This is a genomic window from Bartonella sp. 11B, from assembly GCF_002022625.1.
GTDB classification, from domain to species: domain Bacteria; phylum Pseudomonadota; class Alphaproteobacteria; order Rhizobiales; family Rhizobiaceae; genus Bartonella; species Bartonella rochalimae.
Map to the genome: position 1 here is coordinate 1,041,503 of NZ_CP019783.1, position 20,454 is coordinate 1,061,956.

General features: G+C 35.0%; 19 protein-coding genes and 1 pseudogene. 11 read left to right on the top strand and 9 right to left on the bottom strand.

From position 1 onward, the window contains the following. Positions 1 to 99: 99 nt before the first annotated feature. Positions 100 to 2,649, bottom strand: a complete 2,550-nt coding sequence (locus Bho11B_RS04535; RefSeq protein ID WP_078673770.1) for a PAS domain-containing sensor histidine kinase — start codon at positions 2,647 to 2,649, stop codon at positions 100 to 102. 166 nt (positions 2,650 to 2,815) lie between these two features. On the opposite strand from Bho11B_RS04535, the gene Bho11B_RS04540 reads away from it, so the two are divergent. After that, a complete protein-coding gene (locus Bho11B_RS04540; RefSeq protein ID WP_051668838.1) occupies positions 2,816 to 3,142 on the top strand; it encodes a flagellar biosynthetic protein FliO in 327 nt (108 codons plus the stop codon). Between the two features lie 783 nt (positions 3,143 to 3,925). Here Bho11B_RS04540 and Bho11B_RS04545 read toward each other — a convergent pair. Further along, positions 3,926 to 4,465 (bottom strand): flavin reductase, encoded by a 540-nt coding sequence (locus Bho11B_RS04545; protein ID WP_035005753.1) that lies wholly within the window; start codon positions 4,463 to 4,465, stop codon positions 3,926 to 3,928. A 158-nt stretch (positions 4,466 to 4,623) separates the two neighbouring features. On the opposite strand from Bho11B_RS04545, the gene rpe reads away from it, so the two are divergent. The 10 genes from rpe to Bho11B_RS04595 all read left to right on the top strand — a co-directional run bounded on the left by rpe (position 4,624) and on the right by Bho11B_RS04595 (position 13,583). Next, on the top strand, positions 4,624 to 5,298 hold the full coding sequence (gene rpe, locus Bho11B_RS04550; RefSeq protein ID WP_035005751.1) for a ribulose-phosphate 3-epimerase: 675 nt from the start codon (positions 4,624 to 4,626) through the stop codon (positions 5,296 to 5,298). Between the two features lie 9 nt (positions 5,299 to 5,307). After that, positions 5,308 to 6,609 carry an adenylosuccinate lyase gene (purB, locus tag Bho11B_RS04555; RefSeq protein ID WP_035005750.1) on the top strand — a complete coding sequence of 434 codons (1,302 nt, stop codon included), beginning with the start codon at positions 5,308 to 5,310 and terminating at the stop codon, positions 6,607 to 6,609. Between the two features lie 8 nt (positions 6,610 to 6,617). Beyond that, on the top strand, positions 6,618 to 7,166 hold the full coding sequence (locus tag Bho11B_RS04560) for an alpha/beta hydrolase (RefSeq protein ID WP_078673771.1): 549 nt from the start codon (positions 6,618 to 6,620) through the stop codon (positions 7,164 to 7,166). A 143-nt stretch (positions 7,167 to 7,309) separates the two neighbouring features. Beyond that, a complete protein-coding gene (gene purC / locus Bho11B_RS04565) occupies positions 7,310 to 8,074 on the top strand; it encodes a phosphoribosylaminoimidazolesuccinocarboxamide synthase (protein ID WP_078673772.1) in 765 nt (254 codons plus the stop codon). 80 nt (positions 8,075 to 8,154) lie between these two features. Then, positions 8,155 to 8,394, top strand: a complete 240-nt coding sequence (gene purS, locus Bho11B_RS04570) for a phosphoribosylformylglycinamidine synthase subunit PurS (RefSeq protein WP_035005745.1) — start codon at positions 8,155 to 8,157, stop codon at positions 8,392 to 8,394. Positions 8,395 to 8,405: 11 nt separating this feature from the next. Beyond that, on the top strand, positions 8,406 to 9,074 hold the full coding sequence (gene purQ, locus Bho11B_RS04575) for a phosphoribosylformylglycinamidine synthase subunit PurQ (RefSeq protein ID WP_078673773.1): 669 nt from the start codon (positions 8,406 to 8,408) through the stop codon (positions 9,072 to 9,074). 246 nt (positions 9,075 to 9,320) lie between these two features. Beyond that, positions 9,321 to 11,534: a phosphoribosylformylglycinamidine synthase subunit PurL gene (gene purL, locus Bho11B_RS04580; RefSeq protein ID WP_035005742.1), complete on the top strand. Its 2,214-nt coding sequence runs from the start codon at positions 9,321 to 9,323 to the stop codon at positions 11,532 to 11,534. 62 nt (positions 11,535 to 11,596) lie between these two features. After that, on the top strand, positions 11,597 to 11,830 hold the full coding sequence (locus tag Bho11B_RS04585; protein ID WP_035005741.1) for a BolA/IbaG family iron-sulfur metabolism protein: 234 nt from the start codon (positions 11,597 to 11,599) through the stop codon (positions 11,828 to 11,830). Positions 11,831 to 11,929: 99 nt separating this feature from the next. Then, entirely contained in the window at positions 11,930 to 12,262 is a 333-nt protein-coding gene (gene grxD / locus Bho11B_RS04590) for a Grx4 family monothiol glutaredoxin (protein WP_078673774.1), read from the top strand. A 67-nt stretch (positions 12,263 to 12,329) separates the two neighbouring features. Beyond that, on the top strand, positions 12,330 to 13,583 hold the full coding sequence (locus Bho11B_RS04595; protein WP_035005738.1) for a multidrug effflux MFS transporter: 1,254 nt from the start codon (positions 12,330 to 12,332) through the stop codon (positions 13,581 to 13,583). Between the two features lie 89 nt (positions 13,584 to 13,672). Here the strand turns inward: Bho11B_RS04595 and parC are convergent, their stop codons facing one another. From parC to aspS, 7 genes and pseudogenes are all read right to left on the bottom strand, one after another. Beyond that, the gene (gene parC, locus Bho11B_RS04600; RefSeq protein ID WP_078673775.1) at positions 13,673 to 15,922 is read right to left on the bottom strand and encodes a DNA topoisomerase IV subunit A; all 2,250 of its coding nucleotides are present in this window, start codon (positions 15,920 to 15,922) and stop codon (positions 13,673 to 13,675) included. A 17-nt stretch (positions 15,923 to 15,939) separates the two neighbouring features. Next, positions 15,940 to 16,161 carry a hypothetical protein gene (locus Bho11B_RS04605; RefSeq protein WP_078673776.1) on the bottom strand — a complete coding sequence of 74 codons (222 nt, stop codon included), beginning with the start codon at positions 16,159 to 16,161 and terminating at the stop codon, positions 15,940 to 15,942. An 18-nt stretch (positions 16,162 to 16,179) separates the two neighbouring features. Further along, the gene (locus Bho11B_RS04610; protein WP_078673777.1) at positions 16,180 to 16,473 is read right to left on the bottom strand and encodes a hypothetical protein; all 294 of its coding nucleotides are present in this window, start codon (positions 16,471 to 16,473) and stop codon (positions 16,180 to 16,182) included. A gap of 169 nt (positions 16,474 to 16,642) precedes the next feature. After that, positions 16,643 to 17,786: pseudogene (gene trbL, locus Bho11B_RS07270) on the bottom strand (P-type conjugative transfer protein TrbL). 96 nt (positions 17,787 to 17,882) lie between these two features. Then, positions 17,883 to 18,062 (bottom strand): hypothetical protein, encoded by a 180-nt coding sequence (locus tag Bho11B_RS07280; RefSeq protein ID WP_235692183.1) that lies wholly within the window; start codon positions 18,060 to 18,062, stop codon positions 17,883 to 17,885. Positions 18,063 to 18,074: 12 nt separating this feature from the next. Next, positions 18,075 to 18,368 carry an entry exclusion lipoprotein TrbK gene (trbK, locus tag Bho11B_RS04620; RefSeq protein ID WP_236829073.1) on the bottom strand — a complete coding sequence of 98 codons (294 nt, stop codon included), beginning with the start codon at positions 18,366 to 18,368 and terminating at the stop codon, positions 18,075 to 18,077. Positions 18,369 to 18,605: 237 nt separating this feature from the next. Further along, a complete protein-coding gene (gene aspS, locus Bho11B_RS04625; protein WP_035005731.1) occupies positions 18,606 to 20,396 on the bottom strand; it encodes an aspartate--tRNA ligase in 1,791 nt (596 codons plus the stop codon). Positions 20,397 to 20,454 lie beyond the last annotated feature (58 nt).

Sequence of the window (20,454 nt, forward strand, 5' to 3'; positions counted from 1 at the left end):
ATTAATAATATAGTTACTGAAATATCTTTGTTATTTAAGCTCTAACACATTAGAAATGTTGAAGTTTTATGGCTTTAAAAGCTAAAAATGTGTATTCTATTATGCCAATGTTTCTTTAACTGCTAGCGCTAACTGTTTAAGTGTGAATGGTTTAGATAAAAACCCAAAAACAGTATCTTCTGGAAGATTTTTAGTAAAAGCATCTTTTGTATATCCAGAAACAAAAATGATTTTTATATCAGGATAATTTTTACGTGCTTCTATGAGTAAAGTAGGTCCATCCATCTCTGGCATAACTACATCAGAAACAATAATATCAACAGCACCTTTATTTTTTTCAAGTATAGCAAGCGCTTCCACTCCGCTTGCAGCTTCTAAAACTGTATATCCTCTCATTTGAAGAGCTCTTACACTACTCATTCTGACAGAATATTCATCTTCAACTAATAAAACAGTGGCAGAACCTGTCAAATCTGCATTTTTTTCCTGTTCTTCTACTTTTTCAATCTGTTGAGAAATCTCTCTACCCATATCAGAAATATAACGTGGTAGAAAAATATGAAATGTTGTGCCTTCTCCTTCTTGGCTATCACAGTAAATATATCCCCCTGTCTGTTTGATAATACCGTAAACCATTGATAAACCAAGCCCTGTGCCTTTACCAACTTCTTTTGTCGTAAAAAATGGTTCAAACATTTTTTCTTGTATAACAGCAGGTATACCAGTTCCTGTATCTGAAATAGTCAACTGCACATATTCATCAACAACAAAACCAGCATAATCAAATTCTGCACTTTGCTGTTTTGTAATATTATTTGTCGTAATTGTTACTATTCCTCCATCAAGCATGGCATCGCGTGCATTGATAACTAAATTCATAATAACGCGTTGAAAAGATGCTTGATCAACTTTGACATCCCATAGATCTTTTCCATGAATGATTTTTAATTGAATATTATTCCCTAAAAGAGGTAAAATAAGATTACGTATATCTGATAAAAGCTCTGTAAAATCAACTTTTTGAGGTCGAAGCGTTTGCTTTCTGGAAAAAGCTAATAATTGTTGTACAAGTGCAGCTGCACGGTTAGCATTATTTTTGATGTTGATAAGATCAGCGTATGCAGGATCAGAACTGCGATGTGTATTTAAAAGAAAATCACATGACATTAAAATTGCTGTTAAAACATTATTAAAATCATGAGCAATACCACCAGCTAACTGTCCAACAGCTTGCATTTTTTGGCTTTGTATCATTTTATCTTCAAATATTTTTTGTTCTGTTATTTCTGTTCCAGATACAATGACCAAATCTTGTAATGCATTATCATATTCTAATGTTACAAGCATAGTATAAAGACGCAAATAGCGTTTTTGATCACCTTCTAATACCGTTTCTATTGGAATTGAATTGTTTCTATTTGCTGTAATCTGCTGAAATACACGCTCTAATTGAACATGATCACAGGGAGATATAATATCATAAAGACTAACGACTTTACTAGATTTCCCCGTAAGTAACAGAAAAGCATTATTGATGTATATAAATTGTCCTTTTTGAGTAACGACTGCTATTGCAAAAGGGCTTACATTAAAATATTTGGTTAATATACTTGGCAATTTTGATTGGTTATTACTTTCATTCTCTTCTATCTGCTGTGGTATCATAATAATCCGATAAATAGCCTCATCCTCTACAAGAGAAGAAGCATACATAAAACAATTCAATATTCTTTTATTACCAGTTTCAGAAATAGAATATAAAGAGAACGTATAGGGTATCGTGCCATTTAAATTTTGGTATTTATTATTGTTTCGACGAATATCACTCCATGTGCTATTATTTCTAACAGAATGAAATAATTGATCAAAACTATATTGACCAACAGTAAAATTCGTTAAATCGATTAAAAACCATTTAGCAAAAACAGTATTCAAATAGATAACTATTCCTTGTGCATTCACAGATAAAAATCCAATAGGAGATTCATCTAAATGACCAATAACTTCCTGTGAATTTAAGAAAAAGGTTTCATTATACTGATGATATTGCTGCAAATGAGAAACATCTGTAATACGCCAAAATAAAAGCTTTTTTCCCCTATGAACCGTAGGATGAATAGAAATATTATACCAAATAACATCTTTCTGTTGTGAATTAATAAAAATCGATCGATCTGTTCTCAAGACCTCTTGGGCTGCAGAACCAGCTAATATTGCTACTTTTAAGCGGTATAAGAGTGCACCAGTATTTGGAAGATCAGAAATAACGACATAACAAGAAACTTCAGGCTTATAAGTAAAAATTTTTTGATAACTTTGATTGGAGTAATAAACAAAACCAGATAAATCAGAGACTATAATTACATCATCTATCTCATTAAAAATGTTAAAATCTAAATCTTTATGTAATTGCATAACACTACATTTGAAAATGTTCACCCCTAATAAAAAAAGTGCTATAATACCTATTATTGCTAAAACAAAAAGAAATATCAAAGCAGTCTTATAGACATAGCTTTGCGGATAAAAAAAACCTATTAATCCAATAATGAATAAAAAAATTATTGTAAAAATAGTAACTCCAATTGTAACTTCCCAGCGTACGAAAGTAGACAATAATTTATTAATACTTTCAAAATTTTTATCCATTTTTTCCTCAATTATGACTATTTTTATGTCACAAATTGCCTTTACGGTCTCTATAAATTATTGATATAAAAATACTATGTTTCACACTGTAATTTTTAAAGTCTAAATTTTTGTAATATTATAAATAAAAATAACAGATCTATTATTAATATTTAGGAGGGATAATATGAAAGGTTGGTTATCAGATTATATAAACGTGCCGATAACACAAGTGATGATCAACTTTTTGTATCTCATAATAATAATTGTAGCAATCACTATAGTTATTAAGCTTTTAACTAACTTAAATAAAATACAATTTAGAACTACCAGCAAGTCCCAGCCACGATTAGCTATATGCGGTACAGTCGCTATTGATCGTACACATCGTCTTGTTTTAATACGCCGAGACAATACAGAACATTTGGTTCTCATCGGTGGACCAACAGCTACTATTATAGAATCAAATATTACAAGTGTAGAATCAGATGTTGTTAAAAAATATACAGCATAAAATATCTCATACAAATCACCACAAGATAGCTAGTTAATATGGATACAGCAGACATCAATATTTATTCTATGCCTATAAATTCTAGAAAGAAAATCCTCTTCCATAAATTTTGATACTTCTTTATAGTTAGTATTGTCTTCCTCTTTATCGTTATATTAAAATTTAAATGGTAATTTTAATCGATTTATTCTCTCCCAAACAGCTGTTTTTTAAATCCTCACGATAGATTTATTTTCGTTTTTCGTAGCATTCTTGTGTTGCTAACACCACACTTCAATTCGTCTAACTTCAAAAATGCTTTATACTTTAGGATCTTTATTTCTTCCACAAAATCTATAAATACCATCATCAATACGTTGCAAAACTATATCTATTTTTGCAATAGATTTTCACCAATCAAAAAAATGTAATTCAATTATATCACTCAAATTATATTCAAAATATATGCTTAAGCTTTATATATAGAAGTTTTACGGAATGAATGATAATAAATATTGTGCTAGCAAAAGTGATTTTTTCATAAATGAGCAGTAAAAAGCATATTTTTACATCAAATTAAATTTTTTGAAAAAATGTATATATAAAGGAAAACATGTAAAGCTTTAGAAAAAGTGCAAAAAAGTGTTAATCAACCTAATTTAACTGATTGATCATCTTGCAAGACAAAATATGCCTATATTTTAAATATCAGTATGATTTAGCAAAGATTTTTTGCCCTAGAATAAGCTAATCAGAAAATTAAATACACTAATAAGTAAATTACTAATATTTGAAAAAACACACTTACAAAGGCAAAGATAAGGTCTGATAGTCACGATTAAAATACATTAAAGCATCTTTTTCTTGATTCCGGTTTATTGCAACAACTTCACCAATTAAAATATAGTGTGTTGGATGTTCATGACAACAAATCAAATTACAGTCAAACGAAGCCAAAGCATTTAATAAACTAGGAGCACCGGTCTGCAAGATACCCCATTCAGCTGCAGCAAAACGTTCATTTTGTGTGAAACGATGGCGTCCAGAAAAAACATCGGCTAATAAACGATGTTTTCCTGTTAAACTATTAACACAAAAATTTCCGTTTTCCATAAACAGCTTATTTTCAGTCTTATAACGCATTAAACAGACAAGAAGTGTTGGAGGATTGTCTGATAAGGAACAACAAGATGAAATTGTCACCCCACGCTTACCCTTAATACCATCTGTTGTTACAATATGCACAGCTCCTGCAAAATGACTCATTGTATCCCGATATTCTTGAGATGAAACAGGAACTATTGATTGAGATTTCGATGTTAAATGTATTTTATGCTTAGACATAATTTTTTACTTATATAGCTGTTAAAATTTCAGAATATATTTCAATATTTTCTTTTATTATACACTATCACTCTCTTAATATCATATACGAACAATAAAAATGTATATTTTATCATATAAAATTACATGCTAAAAAAGATCAACTAAGGAGATCTTTAATGTCCCGTTCCCATCTTATCGCCCCTTCACTCTTAGCTTCTGATTTTTCTAAACTCGGTCAAGAACTATCAGATGTTCTTGATGCTGGCGCAGATTGGATTCACCTTGATATCATGGATGGCCATTTTGTTCCTAATATCACCTTTGGGCCAGATGTTGTTAAAGCTTTACGTCCACAAACAAAAGCAGTCTTTGACGTTCACCTTATGATAAAACCTGTAGATCCTTATCTTGAATCTTTTGCAAAAGCGGGTTCAGATATTATAACCATTCATGCAGAATCAAGTACTCATCTTCATCGTTCATTACAAATGATCAAAGCAATGGGTAAAAAAGCGGGCATTGCAATAAATCCAAGCACATCAGAACATGTACTTGAATATTTGCTAGATCAATTAGATCTCATCCTTATCATGACAGTTAACCCTGGATTTGGTGGGCAAAATTTTATTCCAGACATGGAAGATAAAATAAAACGAGTAAAAAATATGATTGCTAATCGTCCTATCGACCTTGAAGTTGATGGTGGTATTACCATTGATACAATTGGAAAAACTGCAAAAGCAGGTGCAAATGTATTTGTAGCAGGCTCTGCAATTTATAAAAATGGTAACAAAGAGCTTTACAAAACACGTATTAATGCACTGCGCCAAGCTGCAATCCTCTCACAATAAGGAAAAATCATGATCACACGTTATTCTCGTCCTGAAATGGTGGCAATCTGGTCACCAGAAACAAAATATCGTATTTGGTTTGAAATTGAAGCACATGCTTGTGATGCAATGGCCCAGCTTGGTATTATTCCTAAAGAAGCAGCTAAAACCATCTGGGAAAAAGGTGCAATTGCCAAATTTGATGTGAATCGTATTAATGAAATTGAAGCAATTACTAAGCATGATGTTATAGCATTCTTAACTCATTTGGCTGAGTTTATTGGACCAGAGGCTCGTTTTATTCATCAGGGCATGACGTCATCAGATATATTAGATACAACACTCAATGTCCAATTGATGCGCGCTACTGATATTCTTCTACAAGATATAGACCATCTTCTTACTGCATTGAAAAAACGTGCTTTTGAACATAAAGATACAATTACTATTGGACGTAGTCATGGTATTCATGCTGAACCTACAACATTTGGAGTCAAATTTGCTTTCGCATACGCTGAATTTTCTCGTTGTCATAAACGTTTGCTCGCCGCGCGAGAAGAAATTTCTACCTGTGCTATCTCTGGAGCAGTTGGAACTTTCGCTAATATTGATCCACGTGTTGAAAAATATGTAGCAAAAGCATTAGGTATGCATAGTGAAACTATTTCTACTCAGGTTATACCACGTGATCGTCACGCTATGTTTTTTGCAACACTTGGTATTATCGCTTCATCTATTGAAAGATTAGCCATAGAAATACGCCATTTGCAACGAACAGAAGTTCTTGAAGTAGAAGAATATTTTTCCTCTGGTCAGAAAGGATCATCGGCAATGCCTCACAAACGTAATCCAGTTTTAACAGAAAATTTAACTGGATTAGCTCGTATGGTGCGCGCATTTGTAGTTCCTGCGATGGAAAATGTAGCACTTTGGCACGAACGTGATATTTCTCATTCATCTGTTGAGCGTTATATTGGCCCTGATGCTACTATTACACTCGATTTTGCTCTTGCCCGATTAACATCTGTAATTGAAAACTTAATTATTTATCCAGAAAATATGAAAAAAAATCTCAATAAATTTTGTGGCCTTATTTATTCACAGCGTGTACTTTTAGCACTTACACAAGCTGGTACTAGTCGTGAAAATGCGTACCAAATTGTACAACGTAATGCAATGAAAGTCTGGGAACAAGGGAAAGATTTTTTAGAAGAATTACTAAAAGATCAAGATATCTCAAAGATTTTAAGTGAAGCAGAACTTCGTGAAAAATTTGATCTTTCTTATCACACTAAACATGTTGATACAATTTTTAAACAAGTTTTTGGATAAAAAAGCTCATGAAAGCAAATCAACTCGATATTCTTATTATCCCCGGCTATAAAGGATCTGGTCCTGACCATTGGCAAACACGCTGGGAACAAAAATTATCTACGGCTCGCCGCGTACAACAAATCCAATGGTCAAAACCTATCCGCGAAGAATGGGTTAATGCTGTTGAAATTGCTATTGGACAGGCTAATAAACCTATTGCTATTATTGCTCATTCATTAGGAGTTCCAACAGCTATTCACGCAATTGCACATAATCCAGAAAAAATTCGTGGTGCTTTCTTTGTTGCTCCACCAGATGTAGAAAATGAAAAGATACGTCCCAAATATTTAATGACATTTGGTCCATATCATCGTAAAAATTTACCTTTTCCTTCAGTGGTTATAGCTAGCCATAACGATGAATTTTGCCAATTTTCAGTAGCAAAAAAACTTGCTCATGATTGGGGAGCACTTTTCGTTGATGCTGGACAGTCTGGTCATATTAATGCAGATTCTGGACATGGACCTTGGCCAGAAGGATTAATAATTCTTTCTCACTTCTTTGCAAAACTCTAAGTCAATTATAAACTCTCTTTTACATACTTTAAATAATAAAAACTGTAGTAAATATCATAGCAATCATTGAGAATTCTTACTAATTAGGATAATGTTTTCCTTTATAGCAACATTTAACACCTCTAAACGAATAGAGAAATATGATGAATCGTCGCCACCGCATTTACGAGGGAAAGGCCAAAATCCTATACGAAGGGCCTGAACCAGGAACTTATATCCAATTTTTTAAAGATGATGCAACTGCGTTTAATGCAAAAAAGCATGAAATCATCGATGGCAAAGGAGTCTTAAATAACCGTATTTCAGAATATATTTTCACTCAGCTTAGTCGTTTAGGAATTCCAACACATTTTATTAAACGCATTAATATGCGCGAACAACTTATTAAAGCGGTTGAGATTATCCCATTAGAGGTTGTTGTGCGTAATATCGTCGCAGGTTCCCTTTCTAAGCGTTTAGGATTAGAAGAAGGAACAGCTCTTCCACAATCTATCATTGAGTTTTACTATAAAAATGATGCTCTTGATGATCCAATGGTAACAGAAGAACATATCGTTGCTTTTGGGTGGGCTGCCCCACAAGAAGTAGAAGATATTATGCAGCTTTCATTTCGTATTAATGATTTTCTCTCTGGTTTGTTTGCAGGCGTCGGTATCCAGTTAGTTGATTTTAAAGTGGAATTTGGTCGTTTATGGACAGGCGAAACAATGCGTGTTGTTCTCGCAGATGAAATTTCACCTGATTCTTCTCGCTTATGGGATATTCAAACAAAAGAAAAACTTGATAAAGATCGTTTTCGACGTGATATGGGTGGACTTATTGATGCCTATCAAGATGTTGCAAGACGTCTTGGTATCATGAATGAAAATGAACCTCCACGACCTAGTGGTCCAGTTTTAGTCAAATAAAAAGAAAAATAGTGCAATCTCAACTTACTTAACAAAAATACTATTCTTCAAAAAAGAGTTATTTAAATAATAGGAAAAAAATGAAGGCACGTGTCACAGTTACTTTAAAAAACAGCGTCCTCGATCCACAAGGGGAAGCAATAGTTAATGCCTTAAATAGCTTAGCCTTTACAAATATTCAATCTATCCGCCAAGGGAAAGTTTTTGACATTATCCTTAATGATATGCCTATTGAATCTGCAAAACAAACACTTGAACAAATGTGTGAACAATTGCTTGCGAATACTGTTATTGAAAATTATACAATAGAACTTCTTTAAGTGAATTAGCCATGAAAACTGCTATCATTCAATTACCCGGATTAAATCGTGATCAAGATATGATTGCAGCATTGTATGACATAACAGGTGTTCAGCCATTAAAAATTTGGCAAACAGAAACAACAATTCCCAATGTGGATATGATTGTTATTCCTGGTGGTTTTTCCTATGGTGATTATTTAAGATGTGGTGCTATTGGAGCAAGAACACCAGTATTACGAGCTGTTTGCGAAAAAGCACAACAGGGTGTAGCAATTATAGGAATATGTAACGGTTTTCAAATTTTGTTAGAAGCAGGATTATTGCCAGGTGCTCTGATGCGTAACACTTCATTGAAATTTGTTTGCCGTGAAGTAAAACTTGAAGTAACCAATGCTGAAACGAAATTTTCTCGACTTTATAAAAAAGGGCAAATTATTCGCTGCCCTGTTGCTCATCATGATGGTAATTACTTTGTTGATAATGATGTATTGAAACAAATGGAAGATAACAAACAGATTGTTTTCCGCTATGCAAAAGGTGAAAACCCTAATGGTTCAATAAATGATATAGCTGGCATTATCAATAAAGTTGGTAATGTGCTTGGTATGATGCCTCATCCTGAAAACTTTATTGAAGCAGCACATGGTGGCACTGATGGGCGCTTACTTTTTCAAAGTGTTTTAGAATTAGTATCATGATCACAAAAAAATATTTTTTGGAATTCTCAAATATTTTCGCATTAACTTTCTATACAGAATAGCTAGTAATACAAAAATATATAAAGTAAATTTTATCAGTTATGTTTCCTCACCCATCATAATAAAATATATTATTCTATATACACATTGTTGTTGATCTAAAAATAAAAAAATTAATAATCCAGATTACTGGATTAAAGACAGTAATAAATATTAATTTTGATTAATTTAACGGAATGAAAACTAATGACTCTTTGCAATGATATTGCCATTACACCAGAATTAATTGCAAACCATGGCTTAAAAACTGATGAGTATCAACGTATTTTGGAGTTAATTGGTAGAGAACCAACATTTACAGAGCTTGGAATTTTTTCTGCTATGTGGAATGAGCATTGTTCTTATAAGTCATCGAAAAAATGGCTCAAAACCTTACCAACAAAAGGGAAATGTGTCATTCAAGGTCCTGGAGAAAATGCAGGAGTCATTGACATTGGTAATGGCGAATGCGTTGTTTTTAAAATGGAAAGTCATAACCACCCTTCTTATATTGAACCTTATCAAGGTGCTGCAACAGGTGTTGGGGGCATTCTGCGTGATGTTTTTACGATGGGTGCTCGCCCTATTGCGACTATGAATGCATTACGATTTGGCTCTCCTGACCATCCTCGAACACGTCATCTTGTTTCTGGTGTTGTTTCTGGAATTGGTGGTTACAGTAATGCTTTTGGTGTACCCACTGTTGGTGGAGAAGTTAATTTTGATAAACGCTACAATGGTAATATCCTTGTTAACGCCTTTGCAGCTGGTATTGCAAAAATAGATTCTATTTTTTATTCCAAAGCGCAAGGTATAGGACTTCCCGTTGTTTATCTTGGTGCTAAAACGGGTCGTGATGGTGTTGGGGGAGCAACAATGGCTTCCGCCGAATTTGATAATACAATTGATGAAAAACGCCCAACTGTTCAAGTAGGTGATCCTTTTACTGAAAAATGCCTTCTTGAAGCTTGTTTAGAATTAATGGCATTAGGAGCTGTTATTGCTATTCAAGATATGGGAGCGGCAGGGCTGACTTCTTCTGCAGTGGAAATGGGAGCAAAAGGAGATCTAGGTATAGAACTTAATCTTGATCAAGTACCAGTTCGTGAAGATAATATGACGGCCTATGAAATGATGCTTTCTGAAAGCCAAGAGCGTATGCTTATGGTACTTAAGCCAGAATTAGAAGAACAAGCTGCAGAAATTTTTCACAAATGGGGACTTCATTTCTCTGTTATCGGAAAGACTACTGATGATTTACGTTTCCGTGTACTACATCAAGAAAAAGAAGTAGCAAACCTCCCAATCAAAGAACTGGGTAATGAAGCACCTATCTATGATCGTCCTTGGACAGAACCCTTAAAAAAGCCTACTCTAAAAGTAGAAGAAGTTGAAAAAGTTGATAATCTTGGTAACGTACTTCTTACACTTTTGAATTCTGCGAATCAAAGCTCACGACGCTGGGTTTATGAACAATATGATACCCTGATCCAAGGGAACAGTCTTGTTAGACCAGGAGGTGACGCGGGTGTTATTCGTGTAAGCAATAATGATAAACGTGCTCTTGCTTTTTCTACTGATGTAACACCACGCTATTGCGAAGCTGATCCCTATGAAGGGGGAAAGCAAGCCGTTGCAGAATGCTGGCGCAATATAAGTACCACAGGTGCAATACCACTTGCAGCTACAGATAATCTCAATTTTGGTAATCCTGAAAAACCTGAAATTATGGGGCAGCTTGTTTTAGCACTCAAAGGTATAGGTGAAGCCTGCAAAATACTTGATTTTCCAATCGTTTCAGGAAATGTCTCTCTTTATAATGAAACTAATGGAAAGGCAATTCTTCCTACACCAACAATAGCTGGTGTTGGGCTCCTTGATGATTGGTCAAAAATGGCTACGATCAATGGTATGCAGAATGAAGATATTATTGTTTTAGTTGGTTCTTGCGGATCACATCTAGGTCAATCAGTCTATATGCATAATATTTTAAATATTGAGGCAGGAGCTCCACCTTGTGTCGATTTACATCTTGAAAAAAAACATGGTGAATTTGTTCGTAATGTTATCCATAGTGGTTTTGTTCATGCCGCTCATGATATCTCTGATGGAGGCTTAGCCATCGCTCTTGCGGAAATGGTAATTAAAGCAGATAAAGGAATCAAAGTAGAATTAAGTAATCAAACACCACATCATGCTGAACTTTTTGGTGAAGATCAAGGACGTTACCTTTTAGCAGTCAAGCCTGATGCACTAGATAATCTTAAAATGCTTGCACAAACAAATACAATTCCCTTAATAGAGCTTGGTACAGTTGAAGATGATACACTTGATATAAAAGATGTATTCACACTTTCAATAACTGAACTTACACAGGCTTATGAAAATTGGTTTCCAAAATTTATGGACAAAGGTAAATAATATTCACTTCTACTAATTATAGATTAATTCTCATAAAAATAGACAAATCGAGGAGAATGTCCATGGCAATGAGTGCAGATGAAATTGAAGCCCTTATTCGTGAAAGCATTCCTAATGCAAAAATAACAATTCGTGATCTTGCTGGAGATGGCGAACATTACGCAGCTGAAGTTATTTCAGAAAATTTTCGAGGAAAAAGCCGTGTTCAACAGCATAAAATGGTCTATGATGCTCTTAAAGGAAATATGGGAAACGTTCTTCATGCTTTAAGTCTGCAAACAAGTGTTCCTAAATAATCTCAAAATTTTCTCTTGCATTCATTCTGTGAATACGATTAAAAAATGACATGGGTATAAATGTGTGTTTTTCTAAATCCACAATCTTGAGGAATGATAATGACTACTGTTCATAATTTTATTGATAATGAAATTAAAACAAACGAAGTTGTTTTATTCATGAAAGGGACCCCTAGTTCTCCTCAATGTGGATTTTCTGGACAAGTTGTTCAAATTCTTAACTATTTAGGGGTAAATTATAAAGGAGTTAATATTTTAACTTCTAATGAATTACGTCAAGGAATAAAAGATTATTCAAATTGGCCAACAATTCCACAACTCTATATTAAAGGTGAATTTATTGGTGGCTGTGATATTGTCAAAGAAATGTTTCAAAACAATGAGTTACAAGAACTTTTGAAAGAGAGAAGCATAACTTTTACCAAATCGTAAATATCTCTAATTTATTCGGATTCTTTTAAGTATTGTTCAGTCGCAATTTTTTATTTTAAGGATACATATGTCATATTCTGCCGACGAACAAAAGCACATAGATACAATTAAAAAAAAAATTGGATATAAAGAATTCGTTATCCTCATTGCAGCACTTATGGCAATCAACTCGATAGCAATTGATATCATGCTGCCCGCTATGCCTGATATTTTAAACAGCTTGCATGCTACTCATGAAAATGACCAGCATTATATCATTTCTTGTTATCTTATTAGCTATGGTGCTACGCAAATATTTTTTGGCCCAATAAGTGATCGTTATGGACGGCATAAACTCACCCTTATAGGCCTTGCTTGTTACTCATTTGCAGCAATTGGATGTATATTTGTATCCAGTTTTCACATATTACTTATTCTACGTATCTTGCAAGGTGTTGGAGGAGCAGCCATGCGTGTGCTCACAATATCCATTATACGCGACCTCTACGATGGTCGAAAAATGGCAGAAGTCATGTCCATAGTCATGATGATTTTTCTTCTTGCAACAATGATTGGGCCAGCAATAGGGCAAATTATTTTGTTATTTGGACAATGGCAATTAATTTTTATATTCATGGCAATTGTTGGTTTTGGATTGATGATTTGGATTCAAATACGCTTGCCTGAAACCCTTTATACACCACGATCTCTTTCTTTTTCTTCCGTCAAAAATAACTTACGGCTTATCATTACTAACCGCTCAACACTTTGCTATACACTCGCAACTTCTATTATTTTAGGTTGCATTTTTACTGCTATTAATACATCGCAACAAGTTTATGAAGGAATCTATAATTTAGGCATGTGGTTTCCTGCTGCCTTTGCTCTTGGCGCTGCATTTCAAGCTGTATCATCTTTCCTCAATTCTCGTCTCGTTGGGCACTTTGGAATGCGACGGATTTCTCATACAATGCTTCTACTGTTTGCTAGTATTTCATGTATTTGGTTTTTTGGGTCAGTTTTAAAAGACGGCGTTATATCTTTTCCATTCTTTATGATATTATACTGTATGTTAATGTTTACATGTGGTGGTATTATGGCTAATTTTAATACACTTGCCCTTGAACCTCTAGGAAAAATCGCTGGAACTGCGTCTTCTGTATCTGGTTTTCTTCAAACATCCATTGGTACAGGCCTTGGCTTTTTCATAGCACAATGCTTTGATGAAACAACAATTCCTAATTCAGCAGGATTTTTCTTTCTCAGTCTCACAGCTATTCTTCTTGTCTTGTGGGCTGAACATGGGCGTTTTTTTACGCAACATAATTCTGAATCAATCTAGTTAATAAAATAAAGTTTTTTGCTATAATAAAATCTTTAATATTTTTTACGACACTTTTATAAGCAAGCAATCAAACACACTACATCGTACTAACTAAAAAATTTACCTGATTTTGGAAATCCCTTCGGAACTAAACGCCCGGTTCCCGCGCGCGTTCCCATCCACTCAACGAGTTCATTAGCCTGGCGATTAAAACTACGCTCAGCTGTATCTTGCCAACTCAAACCTTCTGATAAAGTAAAAGTTTTGGCATCGACAATACCACCATCTTTATAACGTTGTAAGCGAACACCCTTACCACGACTCATTTCTGGTATTTGTTCAATAGAAAAAATAAGCATTTTTCGATTTTCTCCAACTATTGCAATGTAATCGCCTTCTACTGGAATGCAAAGCTTCAAACTATCAAGAGATTTTACATTCATCACTTGCTTTCCTTTTCGTGTATTAGCAATAATATCAGTTTCAGAAACAATAAAGCCATTGCCATAGGATGAAATTAAAAGTCTTTTGCCCTGCACATTGTGTACAAAAGCTGTGAGAATATCGTGCTCATTATTCATATCTACTAAAATACGAATTGGTTCGCCATGACCTCTTCCTCCAGGCAAAGTATTGGCACTAATAGTAAAAAACTTTCCGCCAGTGCTTATCACTATGATTTTATCTGTAGTGAATGCTGGAAATGCTAGCTTCAAACCATCGCCTTCTTTGAAAGAAAGAGTTTTATAATCGTTCAAATGGCCCTTTAAAGCACGCACCCAACCTTTTTCGGAAATAACAATAGTAACGGGTTCTTTTTCAATCATCGCTTGATGAATATCATTTTCATCATGCCTTGGTGCATCTTCAAATGTTGTACGCCTTTTTCCCAAGAAAGTTTCAGGACCAAAAATTTTACGAACTCTTGTAATCTCCTCAGCAATAACTTTCCATTGCTTGATGTTGGAATTTAATAAATTCTGTAATTTTTCCTTTTCAATCTTAAGAGAATCAAACTCTTTACGAAGTTGAAATTCTTCAAGCTTACGCAAAGAACGCAATCGCATATTTAAAATAGATTCAGCCTGATTCTCGGTTAATTTAAAGCGCAAAATCAATTCTTTTTTCGGTTCATCATGTTCACGAATGATTTGTATCACCTCATTAAGATTCAAATATGCAATAAGATACCCCTGCAGAATCTCTAATCGACAATCAATTTCATTCAGTCGATAATTTGAACGGCGAATAAGCACTTCTTTACGATGTTGAAGCCACTGCTGCAAACTCTCACGTAAAGAAAGGACATTAGGCACTTTTCCTAAAGTTAATACATTAAGATTAAGAGGAAACCTCACTTCAAAATCCGTTAACTTAAAAAGTGACTCCATCAAAAGTTCTGGATCAATTGTGCGATTTTTTGGAACTAGTACAATCCGAATATCTTCTGCTGATTCATCATGAATATCTTCAAGCATCGGTAACCGCCGAGCAAGCAATAACTCTGCTGTTTTTTCAATAAGGCGTGATTTTTGTACTTGATATGGAATTTCTGTAACAACAATCATATAAGAACCTCGATTCCCCTCTTCTTGATGCCAACGTGAACGCAATCGAAATAATCCACGCCCTGTACGATAAGAATCCTCAATACTTTTTTTAGGTTCAACCAAAATACCGCCTGTTGGAAAATCAGGCCCAAGCACAAATTGACTTAAATCTTTATGATCTGCATGGGGATTAGCAATCAAATATAATGCGGCATCACAAAGTTCTGCAACGTTATGTGGCGGAATAGACGTTGCCATACCAACAGCAATACCTGCTGAACCATTAGCTAAAAGATTAGGAAACGCTCCTGGTAAAACGATAGGCTCTTCATCTTCTTCATTATAGGTTAAACGAAAATCAATCGCATTTTCATTAATTCCTTCAAGAAGTAATATTGCCACTTCAGTCATACGTGCTTCTGTATAACGCATGGCTGCAGCATTATCTCCATCAATATTACCAAAATTACCCTGTCCATCAATTAATGGATAGCGAACAGAAAAGCTCTGAGCTAAACGTACCAATGCGTCATAAATAGATGCATCGCCATGAGGATGAAATTTTCCCATTACATCACCTACAATCCGGGCACACTTAGCATAAGCTTGTCCAGGATTAAGTCTGAGTAAGCGCATCGCATGGATAATACGTCGATGAACAGGCTTTAACCCATCACGTACATCAGGCAAAGCACGGTGTGTAATAGTAGAAAGTGCATAAGCCAAATAGCGTTCTTGCAAAGCAGATCGCAATTCTATTGGCTCAATATGCTCCTTATCAAAGGATCGAATCATCTCATCAGACATAATGTAAGGTAGCAATTTTAAAAATAAGGAACAAGTCTTCTATAAAACCGCTCAAATTTGCTATTAGCATAGCGTAACAAATCATCACCAATGAAATTGCGCTCTGTATCAGTAATTAATAATATATCACCACTGCGGCCAATACTGCGTAAATTATTAGAAAAATCCAGTTGCACATTATTCAATGTTTGAAATAATAATGTCTTTTCTATTTCTTTTTTATATCCATCTCTTATCAAAAAAAATTCTTCAAATTATTAGAAATGGTGACCTCCTATCACAACGCCTTTATCTAGCCAGTCTGAATCATATTCTTCATCTGCACTCTTGGTAGAAAAACCCATATCACGAATAAACTGTGCACCACGCCATTTTCTAAGACATAAAAGAGAGTGCGCTGGATACTCAATCATTGCTAACCACTCCCATTTTGTTTGGCCGTCATTAGCTTTTTCTGCTGCTTCTGCTTCAAGTATATAAATACAATTTTGAGATAACCCACTTGCTTGCAATTTTTTGCGTTCAGCATCAGTTATATAACTCTTAGGCATTTTTTCATAAGAAACTCCTTATGTTATATATTCCTAATTTTTAATTTAAAAATGAAATAAGAACAATAGAAAATATATGTACCTTTAATTAAAAATATTTGATGTAAAATTTTGGCTATTTTGAATAGTTAAAAATAACCTAGTCAAATAGACCTCACTGATTTTATTTTTAGCTAAATGCTGCAACTTCGTCGTTTATATCAGCTTTGCTCAAGCTATTTTCCCAGAATTGATTTTCTTGGCTCTCTTCTTTGTCTTTGGGCTCCATGCTTTCACGGATAGATTGAGCGATTTTTCCACCTGTCGTCTCTTTAATTCGTTCTTGTAATCCTTTTTTTATTTGTGAGCCAATGCCTTTGGCCAATTCTGAAGTGGTTCCTGTGGCCAATTTAGCGGCTTGAACCACTGTGTCAAAACCTCTAATATTTGAAGAACTATCCATATTGGCATAACCGGCAGCTTGGGCATATAGTGAACTGCTCATAGTGGCCACTTCCTGATCCTTATCACTGTTTTTTCTTTGTTTAAGTACATCACCAATTCTTGGCGTATCATTACTAAAATTCATAGAAGATGCTGCTTTTTGGTATGCGGCTTTAAGAGCAGACACACCACCAGCTACTTCGGAAACAGCTCCTGCTACCGCTTTACCGGTCATCACTGCCCCTGTGGCTGCTGCCGCAGTGGCGCTTATTGCTGTGCCGACACCCACTGTGTTACCGATTGCACCTAAATTGGCACCTGTCATAATTCCAGAAATCATTAGAGGAACCTTATTGACTAAGGATAACAAGATTAAAGAAATAACCAATATAACAGCCAATTCTTGCAAAGATATGCCTTTACTTATTTGTGTATAATAGTGATTAAGAAAAGTCTGGCCAATTGCAATCAATAGTATCATTGACATGAATTGAACAGCAATGCTCAACACTGTTTTGTAGTAGTTGATAGCTATATCAGAAGTCCAACGGCTTCCACCAAAACCGAGAAAAAACACCAGCATATAGTAGAATCCAAGCTGACACCATGACAAGAAGTAGATTGATCATAACTAATGCTACAATAATCAAAATGCTAGCAGCCAATAAAAAAGCACCCAATGAACTAAATGGACTCATCCACGAAACATTCAATATAGTATTATGAAATATCTGAAATCCTACATCAATAACGCTGGATAGTGTAAAGGCTTTCATATGTAAGTTACTTGCTTGAGCGCCTAGAGTTTGTAATGATTTTATTATAGTGCCTGCAATGTTCATGCCAATAGAGGCATTTGTCAAAAGCCACCAATAAAAACCAATGAACATGGTGAAACGAACAAATTCTGCAAAAAATTCACCAATGTTGGCTTTTCACAAAGCCATCATGCCAAATGTCCAGACCATTGAAATCGTAGTTAATGCCTAAAATAACCGAGATGCTGCCGCTATAACTACTACTTCCCATGTAGAAGCTGCGTTATGAAAACGATTCAATACGTCATCCATTATTCCATTACTGGTAAGCTGTTCCGCCATTGCTGAATCAACAAATATTACTGTTCCAACTGTTATTAAGAGACCTAAAGTAAGTTTATATCTCATACTAATCACTTACTAATCACTTGTTGTTTCATAATCATAGTCTGTTGTTCCAAAATCATAGTCGAGCCAATTTTTTGGAGCACTTGGTACAAACTTCCATTCAGTCCGACGGCGATGTTCATTGAATGCATCACATTCTGCTTTAAAAGCATCTCGATTCCTGTTACTTTGAAGACTATTATATGCTTTTTCAAATGCTTCTGGTGCACAGTTTTCTGCGTTTGGGTATGGCCTTTCTTCTCCGCATCCTGTTAATGCTATTGCTGTTAGTATTGTCATGATTAGAATGAGTAAATTTGATTTCATTTTATTCCCCTCTAAAATCTACGCTTCCTCAATCTTTTGGAAAACTTGGTACAAACTCCTAGGTAGTCTATTGTTTTACTCTAGTATCAGTACGTGCTTTTTCATCCAGTTCAGCTGCCATTTTCACCGTTTGAGCTATTTGTTGAGCAGTTAATAGGGCACGGGTTTGTAAAAGTTGGTTAGATTATAGATATTTTTATCCAAAGTTACATACATAAATAGTGTAATTCAGCTCCCTTACTTATTTTTAACTGTTGGGGTAATTCGAATTCCTAGATCACTTAACTGCACAGCAGACACATCGGATGGAGCACTCATTAAAAGATCAAGCGCTTGCTGATTCATTGGAAATAAAGAAACTTCGCGTAAATTTTTTACACCTTGCAAAAGCATAACGATGCGATCAACACCTGCTGCCATACCGCCATGTGGTGGCGCACCATAATGAAATGCACGATAAAGACCACCAAAGCGCTCTTCTACAACCTCTTGAGAAAGGCCTGCAAGATTAAAAACTTTAAGCATCATTTCCGGTGAATGATTACGAATTCCACCTGATGCAATTTCATAACCATTGCAAACAAGATCATACTGAAAAGCTTTCAAAGAAAGAGGATCTTGAGAATCAAGAGCATTTTTTCCACCTTGAGGCATTGAAAAAGGATTATGCGCAAAATCAAGTTTTTTTTCGTCTTCATTCCATTCAAAAAATGGAAAGTCAATAATCCAAGCAAAAGAAAAACATTCTCGATCAATAAGCCCCAATTCCTCTCCTATCCGTGTACGTGCTGCTCCAGAAAAAGATGCAAATTTCTTTGGATCTCCTGCAACAAAAAAACAAGCATCACCACTTTCAAGTCCAAGTTGCACACGAATAGCTTCGGATCTTTGCTCACCAATGTTTTTAGCAATAGGGCCGGCTCCTTCAAAATTTCCATTTTCTTCACGCCAAAAAATGTAACCAAGACCTGGTTGTCCCTCACCCTGAGCCCATGCATTCATGCGGTCACAAAAAGCACGGCTACCTCCATTTTTTGCAGGAATAGCCCAAATACATGCATTCTGATCACTCGCTAAAATCTGAGAGAAAACCTTAAAACCAGAATCCCGGAAATGCTGAGAAACATCTTCCATAATAATTGGATTACGCAAATCAGGTTTATCTGAACCATACTTCTGCATTGCTTCATCATATGAAATACGAGGAAAATTTTGCGTTACAGATTTCCCATCTGCAAATTCCTCAAAAATAGAGCGTATAATTGGCTCCATAGTTACAAGAATATCTTCCTGTTCAACAAAACTCATTTCAATATCTAATTGGTAAAACTCACCTGGTAAACGATCTGCTCGTGGATCTTCATCTCTAAAACATGGAGCTATTTGAAAATAACGATCAAAACCAGACATCATCAACAACTGCTTATATTGTTGAGGTGCCTGAGGTAATGCATAAAATTTTCCCTGATGAATACGGCTTGGAACCAAAAAATCACGTGCTCCTTCTGGAGATGAAGCTGTTAAAATTGGTGTAGTAAATTCTGTAAAAGCACAATCTTGCATATGCCGCCTTATGGAAGCAATAATCTCAGTACGACGCATTATATTTTTGTGCATAGTCTCTCGACGTAAATCAAGAAAACGATACTTTAGTCGAATATCCTCAGGATAATCAGGCTCGCCAAAAACTGGTAAAGGAAGTTCATCAGCTTTTGAAAGAATTTCAACCTCTTTCGCAAAAATTTCAATTTCACCCGTTGGGAGAGCTGCATTAATAACTTCATCAGCACGAGCACGTACTTCTCCATCTACACGAATGACCCATTCAGAACGCACCTTTTCTATAATTGTAAATGCTGGTGAATTAGGATCAACAACAATTTGTGTAATTCCAAAATGATCTCGTAGATCAATAAAAAGAATTCCACCATGATCACGGACACGATGAACCCACCCAGAAAGGCGAACCTGCCTTCCCATATCGCATTTACGAAGAGCAGCGCAATTATGACTGCGGTAACGGTGCATATTTTTTCCTTTGGTTGTAATTTACCTTACATACGTTACAAACGCCTTTTAACAATCA